Here is a 14,608-nt window from a genome sequence, read left to right as displayed (position 1 = left end):
CAGAATTATCATAACTATCAGGAGGTACATTTATAATAGGTCAATCTCGCCCCAAACATGTGAAGATTGTCATCCTGATACTGCGTTCTTCTCATTTCAAACAGATCAGTTCCGACAAAGTTCGTTCCATGAATCATGGAAACCGCACATTCATAACCGCTTTCCCGTAAGAGATCCTTTGTGGCTTCTGAAAAATCTTGTCTTCTTCCACTGGGGTACGCAAAAGACTTCACTCGAATCCCTAACATTTTTTCCATCAACCTTTTTGATTCCAAAATCTCTTCCCGTGCCTCCGTTTCGGATAAAAAGGAAAGTATGGGATGGGTCACCGAATGGGAACCAAATCCAATACCATGACTTTGCATAGCTTTCACCTCAGACCAATCTAAATACACCCTTGAAGATCCTAAATTCATAGAAAAGGCAAGGAGCCCAAATAGACGCTTAATCTCGTGGCATCTTCGAGGAACATCTAAAGAACGAAAATATAACGAGATAGAATCTTGTGCCCGTCGCTTATCTTGCAAGGTCCTTAAAGGAAACCGAGACCCGTTTTCAGGGAAACCCTCTATCAATGGGACCTTGCTTTTAGACAGGGCGGAAAAAACTTGATCATGCCAGAGAACCCTCCCCGTCCCAATAACATCCGTTGGCAAAAATATGGTAGCTGGGATGGACAGTCTTTTCAGAATGGGAAAGGCATGGATATAATTATCGGCGTACCCATCATCGAAAGTGACCACCACCGCATTATCTGGGACATCCTGTGCCTTGATACGCTCAACCGCTTCATCCAAATTCAGGACATTACAGTAGGTAGCCAAATATGTCATTTGTGTTTCAAACATCTTAATAGGCATCGGTGGCAACATGGAATCACATGCATCACTCACCCGATGGTAGGCAAGTAAATGAACATTGGCATTTCGCCTCCGTTTAATATACGGCCAAACACATCGACCTTTTTGGCCGTATACGGGAGCCCATCGTCCCACAAAATCCATCATCGGTTTGAATAGCTTCAATCCATCCAGGATTCTGAAGAATACGATTAGCATTTTTTGCTTCCACCCCATACAGTTGCTTCTTCCTATTCTGGGCTTTGAAAACTTTTTGAAGGAACGTTTTATAGAAATGACTGCACAGGCCATCGGACTTATCGAACAACGAAGACCAGATTTTTACGATTGACTATAACGTCGCATCCAAAGTTCGAGCATCATAATATTCCAAAGCACTGTTCCAAAAAACGAGGTCTGGTCGGATTGATGTTGGTCGACAAAATATTCAAGCATTTTTTTTTGGAAGAACCCACGTTGGGCTAGTTCCGGACCAAGAACCGCATCTCGCATCATCTGGTTTAGACGTTTGTCTGTTCGAAGCCATACGGGTATAGGAAGACCAAAACCATGTTTGACTTTTCCTTGTATGGCCTGGGGCAAGAGGGGAGCATATGCTTGCTTAAAGAAGGTCCGAAGCTTGAGCCCTCGCATTTTGAGACTGGCTGGCACCGTTGCGGCAAATTCCGCTAGCCGACTATCTAAAAATGGGAAACGCACATTGACGCCGGCAGCCTGCCCCATCCTGGTAACTTTCAGTATATCATTATCTCCAATGGCGACCTTGAGATCCACATAGAGTTGCCGATCTAATTCATCCTCAGCCAATGCCCGGCGATAGTGATCATATAAAATTTCATCGGGGTTGTACTGGTGGGCTAAGTTCTTTACCAGGTCATCATTGAAGATATCGGTCATGGGGATCACCTCTAGAAGGCCCCAAGAAGAAAGTCGTAGAGGATATGGCATATTAGCTCGCTCGATATATTTTTTTCCCTTGTGAAAAAGGCCAACCTTCAGATAGTTCGCCAAGGAAAAAACTGTCGGCTGTAATACATGCTCTCGAAACCAAGAAGGGATTTTTTTATAGTAATCAAAAACACGTTGGGTCGCATACCGTTCATTTCCCGCAAATAGCTCATCACCTCCATCACCAGCAAACAAAATATCAACCCCATGCTCCTTGGCTAGCTTTGCACAGAAATAGGTGGGAACTGCAGAGGCATTTCCAAAGGGCTCATCGAAAGACTCAAGTAATAGAGGAATGGCATCATACGTATTTGCGGGTGAAACAAAATACTCGTAATGCTCCACCTTAAACGCTTGAGCCGCCATCCGTGCATAATTGATTTCATTGTATCCAGGAACATCAAAACCAATGGAAAAGCTCTTAATTGGCCAAGAACAGTTTTGTGCCAAAATGCCAGTAATCGTGCTGCTATCAATGCCACCACTCAGAAATGAGCCAATGTGATTCTCATGAAGTTCATCCCCCAACCGACAGTTAACCGCATCCTGAAAACAAGAATGTAATTTCTCGATAAGTATTTCCTGCGGGCTTAGATCTGATGTCAGATAATTCATATCCCAGTATCGTTCTAATGTGACTTTTCCACCCTGATACCGCAACACATGCCCTGGTGGTATTTTTCGAACTTCCCGAAAAATCGATTTGGGCGTGGGAACCACTGAGTTACAGGTCATGTCAATTATTGCTTCAGAATTAATCGTCCACTCTAGGGGCAAAGGGCAAGCCCGTAACGCCTGCATACAAGACGCAAAAACAAGGTGCGATCCCTGTTGAGAATACAGTAAGGAATGAACTCGAAATCGATCAGTAGCCAAGCAAAAGATTTGCTCCCTTCCATCCCATACCACGATGACAAAATCACCACGAAGACGGGATAAGAATGACATCCCATCATGAAGATAGAGATGGAGCAGCCAGTCGAAAGGATCAGTGGTTTTATCGTTGGCGCCAAGTTCTTTCAAGTTATAGACATTCCCATAGAGTCCCAGTCCAACTGTTTCACCATGAACCCTGATCGTAGCTGTGCCGGCTAAAAAAGTCGGAGTGTGGCACACACCCAAACACATCGTCCCCCAGCTTTCGACCGAACTAGAGCATTGGTGCGTCTTGTGCAATTGAACGATCATAGGAGAAAGGAGCTTGGGATCAATTCGCCCGTATGGACTGTCTTGCACGATTCCACAAATACCACCCATTTCATTTTCCCTCAAAACCGTTCATGACCATTACGTAATTCATAAATTCCAGAGCCCAATGTGCAGGAAATTCCTTCATTGACCAAAAACAATTTACCTAGAAAAATAATCATACAATGAAACTCCTGTTACATCATCATCAGGAAAACCTTCAAGCCCAACCCCAATAATATCAGCCAAGATATGCCCTCATACTGTTCTTGACTCCCTTTGAGGTTCGTCGATCTACTGATTGATCGCCCCATAGTTAAAAATATGTTCAGGGAAAATTCCATCTCGAATCAAAGACCGAGGATTTTTCAAGAAGTTCTGGGTCAGACCGTAAATCCCTATCAGGACTTCAAACCTCACAGCACAATGAAGCTTCATCGCCATGGAGATTTTATAATTGCGCCTTTGCCTTTCTTCCGATATAGCTCATCCTCAGAGAAATTTCCGGGAGATACTTTAAATTGCTAGTCACCACATTATTGGTACTTGGGCTATTCCAAATACTGGAAAAACCGATAGTCTAGGGTCTTTTTCAACACATGTTGCTCCAGACGAGATCGAGGGGGAATTATCAGTAAAATTCCAACAAGATCAAAATTCAATAAAGGAGCACATACCTCAAAAAGATATCGGTCGACATTAGACGAATATAAACTCGTTCTTGGCTGGAACAATAACTAATTCCAACTATAGCCAATATTTAATGGATGTGAAGTTTGCAGATTTTCGAAGCTTTGAGAGCAATGCTCCCGTAAGCAGGGAAAGGTTCTATTCCCCGATGAGCCATGAAAATGGTCTTAGCACGTTGGCAGAACAACAGAGAATATGGTTTAAAATCTCTGTGTATGGTTGTTTGACGGGCCCACACATTAATTACAACCCATGTATGGCATCCCCAAAATCCTCTTAAAAACCCGGCAAAGACAATGTCCACAAGAGAAATAATGAAAAGGTACTCCTGGATTGATGAGCTTTAATAAGAAGGAATTGCCGAACCTTAAGAGCGATTCTCTTTTCCCTGCGAGACCAAAATGATCACTTTTTCTGCATTGCCTTTCCAGGAAAGCTTCCTTGATTGAACAGCAGAAAAAGCTCGCATTCCCGTTTCATCCCGCAACTTCTTGTTATTTATAAGCGTAAGCATGACCTGTCTGAGATTATTTTTGTCCTCTGGTAAAAAAAGAAATCCTGTAATTTTGTCTTCAAGAACTTCGCAAATATTGGGCTGGAAGGGTGCAACAATACATTTACCCATTCCCATATATTCCAAAACTTTCATTGGACAAGCGTAACGAGGTGCTCTAGGTTGAACAGCAATATCCATTGCCGCAATATGGGAAGGGATTTTTTCATGAGGTAAAGACCCTGTAAATCGGACAGCATCCCAAATGCCAAGGCCTTTTGCCTTCTGCACTAGCTCGTCATAAATTGGCCCATCTCCAATCATTAAAAACTTAACATTTTTATTAGCAGAAAGAAGGTCCTGAAGAATATCCAGAAGCATTTCCACCCCATGCCATGGACGGAACCAGCCCACGAAACCAATGACGACACTATCTTTCAGGCCGTATTGCCTGCGTACCTCCACTCCAGAAACATCCGGATTGAAATTCACAAAATCAATACCATTGGGCATAACCGTAATTTTGCGAGGAGGCACACCTTGACTAACCAAAATTTCTTTCAAAACACCCGATACAGCCAAGGCTTGAGTTGCATGCGAGCAAATCCAATTCTCAAGAATTCTGGCAACCCACTTGATGGCTAGCTGGCCGAGTTCGGCCTGTTCCACATACAAAGGGGCATTGACCTCTACTATAATGGGAATTTTCCAGAGTCGGCTGACAACTACTCCCGAGAAATTGTTAAGAGCATATCGTTCATAAATAAAATCAGGTCTTTCATGGATTACGGAACGAGCAAGCATGAATACCCCTAAAACATTGTATCCCAAACTCATGAGATCATAGACAAAATGTGGGACCTTCTTCCGCAACAAACTCCATAATCCAGTTCCCGCAGACTTCGAATTGAGACTTTGATAATTCACCAATCCCACCACTCGAACCTGGTGACCTAATTCACGAAAGGCCTTAATTATTTCATGGACATGGACTCCCTGAGCATCTCCCAATTGAGTCCGATGGTGATAAAGAATTTCCATACAACTAGTATCCTAGGCTTACCTTCACAAGACTTAGCCTATTCTCCTATTTGAATCATGTCACCGCGACACACCCAACCAAGCAGACCTCATTTTTAAGCCCACGGAACTCTAAAAATGGCTCTTCGGTAGATACTCAAGGGCTTACGCCACGTGGCCCTTAAAATCCAAACTTGAGTTGAATCAACTCTATTCCCCGCGGGATTTTCAAATAAAGGGAAGTGCTTGAGAAACCGTGGTGTCTCATAACCAATCATATATTTTTTGAATACCCCGTGGTCTTGCCACGGGGATATTTAATCTGCCCTTTGTCCACTTGTCCTTGTTGATCCACCTACTGCCGTATCCCCGCCTTATTTAACCCAACGATCGCAGAGAAGAACCCGGGATATCATAACACCGTTCCCCAGTATGTCCGCTTCAACTCGTGATACCGGAGCCGAAGTTGCCGACTCAAATTCGCATTCATCATGCCCACGAAACTCGAAACCGCATCTTTCGGAGGAATCACCAGCACGACATGAATGTGATCGAGTTGCACACTCCATCGTTGTAGCTCTACTACGGGGGGATAGTGCTGAATCTGAGATAAAGGCTCCTAGACAAAGAGCGGGATTACCCCCCCAAATACGTCGAGGATATTTAGTTCTCCACACCACATGATATTGGTGCTGAGAGGCGCCATGAGCACTGAGGCGAACTTTCATGCTCTAGTGCCAGCAAAAACCCCTCATGTGGCAGGGAGTTCCCCGCCTTCGGCGGGGAGCGCTTTCACCCATGGGCTCACGCCCCGTGGTCTTCCGCACTAGCTTTGAGAGGTAACACAGACTGAAAAACCTCCTTGACCGCATCAGCGGTCTGACACCATCGGAATTGCTGGGCATAATCCAAAATTTCTGATTGGGACCAATTACGCTCCAGACTGGTCTTCAGAGCCTTGGCCACGTGCTCCGGTTTTCGTACCACCAGCGTTCCCACCTTGGGAGACTTAACAATTTCCGGAATACCTCCTACCGAAGTGGCCAACACGGGAGTACCACAGGCTAACGATTCCATAATCACATTAGGCCATCCTTCCCGCTCACTCAGCAAACAACAAACATCCGCGGCATTATAAAACCAGACCAGCTGCTCGTGAGGCACCTCTCCGCAAAACCTAACACGTTCGCTCAAATTTAAAGATTGCACAAGATATTCCAAACGCTCACGCTCTACCCCCTCACCAACAACATAGAGGGACCAAAGGAGGGTCGAAGACTTTTTACTTAAGAGAGCGAGAGCGTGCAATAAAACATCAAGGCCTTTGTTTACATTCAAATGACACACCGATAAAACCAATGACTGGCCCTCTCTGATGAAACCGATTTTCTTTCTCGCCTCCGCTTGAGGGATGAAGAAAAACTTTTCCGGATCCACTCCATTGGGAATAACACGAATTTTCTTTTCATCGACACCCAACTTAATAGATATTTGCCGGAGGGCCTCTGAGACCACAATGACCGCATTAGCCTTTCGAAGGGTCCAGGTTATAAGTTGGCGAATAATCGGGAGGTCTTTAAACAGATTCACATCTGTCCCCCTAGCCGATACCACAACCGGGACACGAGTGATTAAGCTTAACAGAGCAGCCGCAAACCCATCCGGATACACATAATGGGCATCGATAAGCGCGAAGGGAAATGAACGTTGAAGTGCCCGTACCTTCCAACAAACCGATACAAACAACAACAATCCTTGCAAGATCATCCCGATCTTAGGGATCATGACATAACGGGGATGCCACACTTCCATGCCTTCACGCACTTCATGGCTGGCGACCTTTCGATACGTGGCACGCCATCCCCCTAACCCTGGTGGATAATACGGAACCGGCGCCACCACCTTCACACTCCACCCGTGCCGGGCCATACTATGTTTCAGTCGTTGATGAATGAAAACTCCATGATTGGGAAATTGGTTATTAGGAAATAAGCTGGTAAAGACAAGGATTTTCATCATTAATTACCGCACCACATTCACCGAGGAACCAAATTGTTTTTGCCACATACGGAACATCAATAAGGTCCATAATTCAGTCGCCCGATTATGCAAGCCGGATTGATGATCATTCCAGAGCTTGGAAATGGTAGGACCATTCAAGATGGGGTCCCCAGGGCCATCAAATAACATACTGTAAGCCATGTCCTTCAACTCCACTCGAAACCATCGTTCCAACGGAACCGCAAATCCCATTTTTTTTCGATACAGAATGTTATGGGAAAGAAAAGGAGAGAACGCCTTCTTTAAAATATCCTTCCCACTGGTTCCTTTTAATTTCAATGACGTGGGAATCCGAGCTGCAAGTTCCATAAATTTCCCATCCAGCATGGGCGCGCGCACCTCTAATGAATTGGCCATACTCGCTCGATCCACCTTTACTAAAATATCATCGGTCAAATAGGTCTTCACATCCACATATTGAATACGTGCCATGGGATTGGCGCCACCGGCCTTGTCATAGTAGTTTCGAAACACGTTGGCTGTGTCATAGCCACCCAACTCTTTCCAGATATCCGGATGCAACAAGGTCTGTTTAATTTCTGGTGAAACTGCCGAAACTGATCGAAAATATCCCTCAATATGAGACCGAGCTAAATTTTGAAAGGTGGCCTTGCCACGAAATACCCTTGGTGCCCAATCGGCTTTGGGATATAAGGATGCCAACGTTCCAAAAAGCAAGGTCCGCATGCTAGAAGGAAGGAACCCACGTATTTGCTCCTCTCGATGGTCAAACATATACCGCCGATATCCGCAAAAAAATTCATCTCCCCCATCACCTGATAACGCAACAGTCACATGCTCCCGAGCCAGCTTGGAAACATAATAAGTAGGAACCGCTGAGGAATCTGCAAACGGCTCATCGTAATACCAGGCTAATTTTTCAGAGATACCCACCGCATCGGGGTTAACCCTTTCCTCATAATGCCGAGTATGGTATTGCTGGGCCACCTCTCGGGCATACTCAACTTCATTAAATTCTTTTTCTTGAAATCCAATTGACGTGGTGATTACCCCTCCCCCAGAAATCTGCGACATCAAGGCCACGACGGAGGATGAATCAATCCCCCCTGACAAAAAGGCACCCAAGGGCACCTCGCTAATTAATCTGAGTTGAACAGCCTCCCGAAGAACCTCCACGATCTCATCACACCATTGAGCCTCGGACCGCTCCTCTGGCTGGGAAAAATCGATATCCCAGTATTCGCTCTCGCGAAGACCTTTCGGAGAGACAACCACAAAATGTCCTGGCCGCACCTTCCGGAAAGACCTGAAAATGGATTTTGGGGCAGGCACATAAAGCAAGGAAAAATAATCACATAAGGCCTCAAGGTCGAGTTCCTTGTTTATACCAGGGATAGCCAATAAGGCCTTCATCTCGGAGCCAAATGCCAATTGAGCCCCGTCAAAACTATAATAAAGCGGCTTTTTCCCAACACGATCTCTGGCCAAAATCACCGATCGGTTTGGACGATCCCAAATGGCCAAAGCAAACATGCCCCGTAACGACCCAAAACACGCCTCCCCTTGCTCTTCATAGAGATGCACAATGACTTCAGTATCAGAGCGAGTCTTAAAAACATGCCCTTTCTTCTCCAAATAATCTCTCAGTTCACGAAAGTTATAAATTTCACCGTTAAAGACTACCCAAATAGATTGATCCTCATTGCAAAGGGGTTGGTGCCCGCCTTTCACATCAATAATAGAAAGACGCCGATGTGCCAGGCCCACGGGCCCATCGAAAAAGAACCCTTCATCGTCCGGGCCCCGATGCACAAGGGTATCCGCCATATCTTTCAGGATGGAGGCAGAAACAGATTCTCCCGATCCAACATTGAACAATCCACAAATCCCGCACATAGCGACCCGTTCCCCCGGTTTAAACCTCAATGGGATTCAACTTATTAAGGAGTCGGAGCTTGCTTTTCTGGATGTCCACCTCCTCAAGCCTGACGAATTGGCTGAATACGTCGTGCTCTTTTCCACGGACTCCTTTTTAACCCTACACCGACACTACCTTCGGTTGGGAAAACGGAAAAGAATGTGATTTTCCCATTAACCCGTCATACACCTGAAGGTAGTTTCCCACCATGGCCTGCATTGAAAATTCTTTTTCGACTCGCTTCCTCCCTGCGAACCCATGGTTCCGCATCGTCCTTCGGTCTTGAAGATAGGCCAATAATGCCAAGCCCAAAGCTTGAGGATTTTTTGGAGGAACAAGCCAGCCAGTTTTGCCCTCCACTACCAGCTCCGAATTTCCACCAACCCGTGTGGCAATAACCGGAAGTCCAGTGGCCATCGCTTCCAAAATGGTGTTAGAGATACCTTCAGCTTCAGAAGGCAAGATAAATACATCCATGCTCTGTAACAGACGAGGAATATCGGTTCGCGCACCAGCCATCCATACCATATCGGTTAAGTGAGAGTCGCGAACCAATTGTTCAAGTTCCTGCCTTAGGCACCCGTCGCCAACGATGACGACACGGACCTTATCGACTATTGTCGGGTCCATTTTTACGAGAGAGGTTATACCCCGAATCAACGTGGCTTGATCTTTCACATGTTCCAATCGCCCCACGGTTCCAATCACCACCTCATCCGAACTGGCAAACCCCTCTGGGAGTATTTCCCGTCCATTCCGCGTATTGGAATGGAAAATTTCGGTATCAACTCCGTTATAAATTTGACTCACTTTACTGGGGACAATCGTCACCATATTCTGAAGCCATTGCTCAAGATCTCGACTCACAGCCACATAATGATGAATCGCGATATCCAGAATTTTCCGAAAGATCAGAAATTTCTTGCTCGTTCCATAGGCATCGTGAAGATCGCGCCCATGTTCCCCATGAATTCGATTCGGCACGCGTGCCAAAACCGCAATGGCCGCCATTTCAAGAGTTGGTAAATTTCGTGTATGCACAATCATCGGTTTCATGTCACGAATGATGGTCCACAACTTCCCATAGGCTGACCAATCCATTCCAGGTTGTTTATGGAGAGCTAGCACAGGAACCTCCGGGGAACAAATCCGTTCTCGAAAATCCGTAAAATCAGTCAAGCATACAATGGCATGCCGGTAACGCCCGGACGGCATATGATTAATGAGATTGACTAATCCGTTTTCCAGGCCTCCCATCGCCAAACGGTAGATAACATGCATGACTAATGGAGGGGAGGACGACGAGCTCATACGCCTATCAATCTAATGTTGACAGCCCAATCGGGGGATCCAGAAAATTAGCCACTTTTTCTGGTTGGGAATGTATCTTCATACCGTCACTCCTTCAATTATCTGTTCAAATTCTTGAAGGATATTGGACCAATCGTAATGCGATGTCACGAACTGCCTTGCTGAAAGCCCACAAACTCTGGCACGTTCAGGATTATCTAAAAGCCTCACAACCGCATCCGCAAATTCACCGGGGTCGTCAGCTACATGCATCCCATGCGCGGTGGCCACAGCCAAACCCTGAAAAGCAGAAGTCGTACCAACCACGGGCAATTCCATTGCCATGGCTTCGAGAATTTTATTCTGGACTCCTCTGGCAATTCGCAACGGGGCCACCGCCACCATGGCCTTCGACAGATACGGACGAACATCCGGCACGGTACCGGTCACCTGAACCTGTGGTATTCGTTCCGCCATTCGTCGCAGAGCAACCACCGGATTCCGGCCAACAATAAGAAACTGTACGTGGGGAATGGCTTGATGAATTCGTGGAAGAATTTTCTGACAAAAATATATGGCTCCATCGATATTTGGGAAATAATCCATGGCTGCGGTGAAGACAATTATCGATTTGTTTCGTTGTACATCAGAGGCGAGGGAAAAATACTCAGAGTCCACACCATTGGGAATAACCTTCGGTCGAACTCTCTGCTTTGACCGTTCCCGAAGTACATGAGTTTCCTCTTGTGAAATGACGAGAGATTGTTGACATGTAGTTGCCATCTCCAATTCATACTGCCCCAAACGATCCGCTTCGATCCTATACAGCAAAGAAAGTGGAAATGGTTTTATTTGGGCATAGGCCCTCCACTTCTCAGAATCCATGTCGACAAAATCTATGATCTTGGGTATCGAGAACACATGCTTCACATACTCAGCCATAGGAGAAGAAAAAATTACGATGCGATCAATGGACTCCCGCTCTAAAATAACATTGACTTTCTCCTGTAGAGCAGAAACGAAAAACGCCCCAAGGGACAGCGGCTGACCAACAAGTAACGCCTTTCCGATTCTCCACCACTCCTGAAACCCTTTCCGGCCAACCACCTCGACCGTACGACACATGGAACGCAAGGGATCAACATACCGCCAATCCTCAGGATCATCAATTAAACAGGCTAAATATATGGCATGATGTTGCGATAAATATTTAATGTGATGATAGGATCGTATTTTGTCGCCCTTATCAGGAGGATACGGAATCCTGTGACACAGATATAAAATATTCATCTTTGAAGAAAAGGAAGACAACACCTACCACAAAGGCCCAGGATATGAAGTTTATACGCAAACAACTCTTTGAACCTTGTTCTCCTTATTGTATCTGATTCGACCACTCAGGGAAGATACTTGATAAGAAAGGGCCCCAACTGATTGGCTATAGGTAAGGGCAGACGCTTCCACAATGCAATAAATGGCTGGAGCTTGGGATTTGAGGGATTGACGTTAGGAATTGGTCCCCCTTTCGGCAAAAAGTATTGATAGGGCAGAGCCTGTGGTTCAAATCCCCAATGACGTTTAAAATGGAATGGTCCAGTCTCCTGCTTGCTTCGACCAAAATCAAAGACCTTATACCCATGCTCCCATCCAAAACGCATGAGCTCCCAATACATAAAATCGTAAATAGCGTACCGCTGATACTCCGAAAGCCCTCCCCCATAATAGGGCATCACGCGGTCTTGATAGAAAAAGGTCATGACGGCCGCCACAATTTTGTCTTCATAACTGACAGTGAGAATTTTGCATTGTTCTCCTAATTCTTGAAACAAATGCTTAAAGTAGATAAAAGGAAAGGCCGGGGTTCCCAAATTCCTTAAACTCGAGGAATACACAAAATAAAAGTCTTTGAGTAGTTCAGCCCCTCCCACCTTTGATTGCAAGCCATGGCTAATACCCTGCCGAATCATCCGTCGTTGTTTCCTGGGAATGGCTGACATGTTTTTTTCTTCGCCGTCAAAGATCTCTCGAATAAAGGTGAAATACAGATCTTTAGTCGGAAGTGCCTCATCAATTTTTTCCATTTGACGAAACTCGAGAGAATCCGCCATTTTTTCTACCGCCAGCTCTTTGGCAACATTCAAAAGTTTTTTAGTCACCTCGGGATTTTCCGACGCAACTCCCCCATAGACCCCAAAGGGAACCGACACCATCACATGGCCTTTCAAGGGTTTCGGAACAACAAACAACGGCAATATTCCACAGATTTCTCCCGCATCATATGCGGCTAAAAAAACAGACCTATACGCAAAGGTTTTCTCCAGAACTTTTTTCCACGCAATCATATGAAACAACGAGCCCTGATGGGTTGTAAGAACGTAATCATCCCATTGCTTATACTCTTCATGTGACAGGGCACGAATTTTCATAACTCATCCAAGGTATGATGACTGATTTAATTGTGGTCCATTTTGTTTTGTCGGTCAGCAACCAAGAAAAATTAAAAACAATTGGAATCCAATGTCTGTGTAGAGGACGAAATCCAATATCCTGGTTCGATCTTCATTTGGATAATCCTCAGCCTAGACTTTGGCTACGTTTGCGTTTGCTCGATCGACACAATCTGCTCCGAATCTTGGCGCGACTAGCTTGGATTATCCCGCAGGGGGGTGAACCCTTATGTATGGCTACATGACCCCTAGGTAAAAAATGTGATGATTTGGGGACCCATGAACTTCCTTACAGGTAGTGGTTATTATTTACAAATCCGGATAAATGGCTCAAATTTTTTTATTCGTGTGTCTAAGAGTATGAAAGAGTTTCTACGAATGAGGTGTAGGTAAGTAGGTAGGCTGGTTGAAATTTAAGCGGCCCCTCTGCGGTGGAAAAGCATTCGACGAAAAAGCCCCATCTTTCCCAACAACAGGAAAGAGTCCGTGACGAGTAACACTACGGAAACAAAAAAGCGAAGGTAAAAGACCCGCTGGTTTGGACCCGTGTAGATCCTTCGCTCAGAGTAGTATGAGATGTTTGATGTGGAAACGAAAGTCGAAGGTATTAGTGCCTTCCTCCCCCTAGACCTCATGCATCTGCACGTGCCGAGCCATTCGCGAATGGACAGCGCTTGCGGGTACTGCCCGTGCGGGATGTCTACACCCCAGAATGGTTACCGATTCACGCAGGCACGAGCTTACGCAGGGACGACGTCCTAGCCGTCCGCAATCTCCATCTGAAGGAACGAGAGGCTCTCCAGAAACTCTGTTGTGCCAACGGGAGCGAATGTACGAGTCGGATGGTGGATCTGTGGGCCTATCAGCATCGAGTCCAGCTCGATTTCTCTCGCCCGGCCAAACCCACCGCACCTTACGGCGAGAAAGCTTGAATACGCAGTGGGTGCTATCCCTGGAGGATGGACCGGGGCAGTTGGACCGGGGACGGTAGGAATTCAATGAGAGTCGCCCTCACAGGGCGTTGACCGACCAAACGCCACTCGCATTCATCAGAATCATGCGGAAAAGGACATACCGGAGGAAGTCAAACCAGCAAGGAGCTCGCTCACCAATTTGCCTAGAAAAAGGAAGACCGACCAGCCTCCAACTCCCCTGGCGGCGGCCATGGGAGCAATCCTGGTAGCGTCCAATTGGCGGGGCAACGGCATCCGCTTTTCCTTCCGCGTGTTCACCATAAGACGGGTGGGGAAATTTCCTTAGAGTATCTGGACCGGTATCGGAAGAGCCGACAAATTAGATGGCCGGCTCCAAAAGCGTGTGCTGTATGGCATTTCCTGCCGTAATTATAAGGTCGCCGCGGCGGCGGTCCCAGGAGCAATTGGGTTATCCAGTTTCACAGTTTTGCGCGCCTGTACCCAAGCCAGCGCGAAGCAGTTGCAGGCTCTTCAAGACCGGGATCTGCGCCCATTGAATATCGCGACCATGCTTCTTGATGGGATGCAATTTGCGGAAATGACGATGGTGGGGGCCGTGGGCATTAGGATAGCTGGCGACAAAGACATTCTGGGATTTGAAGAACCGGGCCCAGAAAACGAACAGGTCTTGACCCGGTATCTCCAGTCGGTTTGTGCCTAGGGATTGAACCTCGTTGAAGGACCCTTAGTGATAACTGATGGCAGCAAAGGCTTGCAGGGCGCCGTATGCTAACCCTACATCGTTTAGGGATGCTTGG

11 protein-coding genes are annotated in these 14,608 nt (G+C 46.2%); 2 read left to right on the top strand and 9 right to left on the bottom strand.

Going from position 1 to position 14,608, the window contains the following annotated elements; all coding sequences use genetic code 11:
• Positions 1-17: 17 nt before the first annotated feature.
• The 9 genes from LX98_RS04820 to LX98_RS04780 form a co-directional block, all read right to left on the bottom strand.
• Positions 18-1,058 (bottom strand): polysaccharide deacetylase family protein, encoded by a 1,041-nt coding sequence (locus LX98_RS04820; protein ID WP_496427811.1) that lies wholly within the window; start codon positions 1,056-1,058, stop codon positions 18-20.
• 123 nt (positions 1,059-1,181) lie between these two features.
• A complete protein-coding gene (locus LX98_RS04815) occupies positions 1,182-3,065 on the bottom strand; it encodes an asparagine synthase-related protein (protein ID WP_496427810.1) in 1,884 nt (627 codons plus the stop codon).
• 988 nt (positions 3,066-4,053) lie between these two features.
• Complete coding sequence (locus LX98_RS04810) at positions 4,054-5,220, bottom strand: glycosyltransferase (RefSeq protein WP_496427809.1); 1,167 nt, start codon at positions 5,218-5,220, stop codon at positions 4,054-4,056.
• 391 nt (positions 5,221-5,611) lie between these two features.
• A complete protein-coding gene (locus LX98_RS04805) occupies positions 5,612-5,803 on the bottom strand; it encodes a transposase (RefSeq protein WP_496430570.1) in 192 nt (63 codons plus the stop codon).
• A 200-nt stretch (positions 5,804-6,003) separates the two neighbouring features.
• The gene (locus tag LX98_RS04800; RefSeq protein WP_496427808.1) at positions 6,004-7,218 is read right to left on the bottom strand and encodes a glycosyltransferase; all 1,215 of its coding nucleotides are present in this window, start codon (positions 7,216-7,218) and stop codon (positions 6,004-6,006) included.
• Positions 7,219-7,221: 3 nt separating this feature from the next.
• A complete protein-coding gene (gene asnB, locus LX98_RS04795) occupies positions 7,222-9,117 on the bottom strand; it encodes an asparagine synthase (glutamine-hydrolyzing) (RefSeq protein WP_496427807.1) in 1,896 nt (631 codons plus the stop codon).
• Between the two features lie 142 nt (positions 9,118-9,259).
• Complete coding sequence (locus LX98_RS04790) at positions 9,260-10,450, bottom strand: TIGR03088 family PEP-CTERM/XrtA system glycosyltransferase (RefSeq protein WP_496427806.1); 1,191 nt, start codon at positions 10,448-10,450, stop codon at positions 9,260-9,262.
• A gap of 78 nt (positions 10,451-10,528) precedes the next feature.
• The gene (locus LX98_RS04785; protein WP_496427805.1) at positions 10,529-11,719 is read right to left on the bottom strand and encodes a TIGR03087 family PEP-CTERM/XrtA system glycosyltransferase; all 1,191 of its coding nucleotides are present in this window, start codon (positions 11,717-11,719) and stop codon (positions 10,529-10,531) included.
• Positions 11,720-11,826: 107 nt separating this feature from the next.
• The gene (locus LX98_RS04780) at positions 11,827-12,855 is read right to left on the bottom strand and encodes a FemAB family XrtA/PEP-CTERM system-associated protein (protein WP_496427804.1); all 1,029 of its coding nucleotides are present in this window, start codon (positions 12,853-12,855) and stop codon (positions 11,827-11,829) included.
• Between the two features lie 695 nt (positions 12,856-13,550).
• Between LX98_RS04780 and LX98_RS04775 the strand changes: the two genes are divergently transcribed.
• Both LX98_RS04775 and LX98_RS04770 read left to right on the top strand, forming a co-directional pair.
• Positions 13,551-13,808, top strand: a complete 258-nt coding sequence (locus LX98_RS04775; RefSeq protein WP_496427803.1) for a hypothetical protein — start codon at positions 13,551-13,553, stop codon at positions 13,806-13,808.
• A gap of 385 nt (positions 13,809-14,193) precedes the next feature.
• Positions 14,194-14,511: a hypothetical protein gene (locus LX98_RS04770; protein WP_496427802.1), complete on the top strand. Its 318-nt coding sequence runs from the start codon at positions 14,194-14,196 to the stop codon at positions 14,509-14,511.
• Positions 14,512-14,608 lie beyond the last annotated feature (97 nt).

Source organism: Nitrospira marina (assembly GCF_059568365.1).
This window is presented reverse-complemented; position numbering and strand designations above follow the sequence as displayed.

Bases quoted from the DNA above. Each gene is read 5' to 3' on its own strand.
- LX98_RS04820 (WP_496427811.1), bottom strand. From the start codon at position 1,058: ATGCTAATCGTATTCTTCAGAATCCTGGATGGATTGAAGCTATTCAAA.
- LX98_RS04815 (WP_496427810.1), bottom strand. From the start codon at position 3,065: ATGGGTGGTATTTGTGGAATCGTGCAAGACAGTCCATACGGGCGAATT.
- LX98_RS04810 (WP_496427809.1), bottom strand. From the start codon at position 5,220: ATGGAAATTCTTTATCACCATCGGACTCAATTGGGAGATGCTCAGGGA.
- LX98_RS04800 (WP_496427808.1), bottom strand. From the start codon at position 7,218: ATGATGAAAATCCTTGTCTTTACCAGCTTATTTCCTAATAACCAATTT.
- asnB (WP_496427807.1), bottom strand. From the start codon at position 9,117: ATGTGCGGGATTTGTGGATTGTTCAATGTTGGATCGGGAGAATCTGTT.
- LX98_RS04790 (WP_496427806.1), bottom strand. From the start codon at position 10,450: ATGAGCTCGTCGTCCTCCCCTCCATTAGTCATGCATGTTATCTACCGT.
- LX98_RS04785 (WP_496427805.1), bottom strand. From the start codon at position 11,719: ATGAATATTTTATATCTGTGTCACAGGATTCCGTATCCTCCTGATAAG.
- LX98_RS04780 (WP_496427804.1), bottom strand. From the start codon at position 12,855: ATGAAAATTCGTGCCCTGTCACATGAAGAGTATAAGCAATGGGATGAT.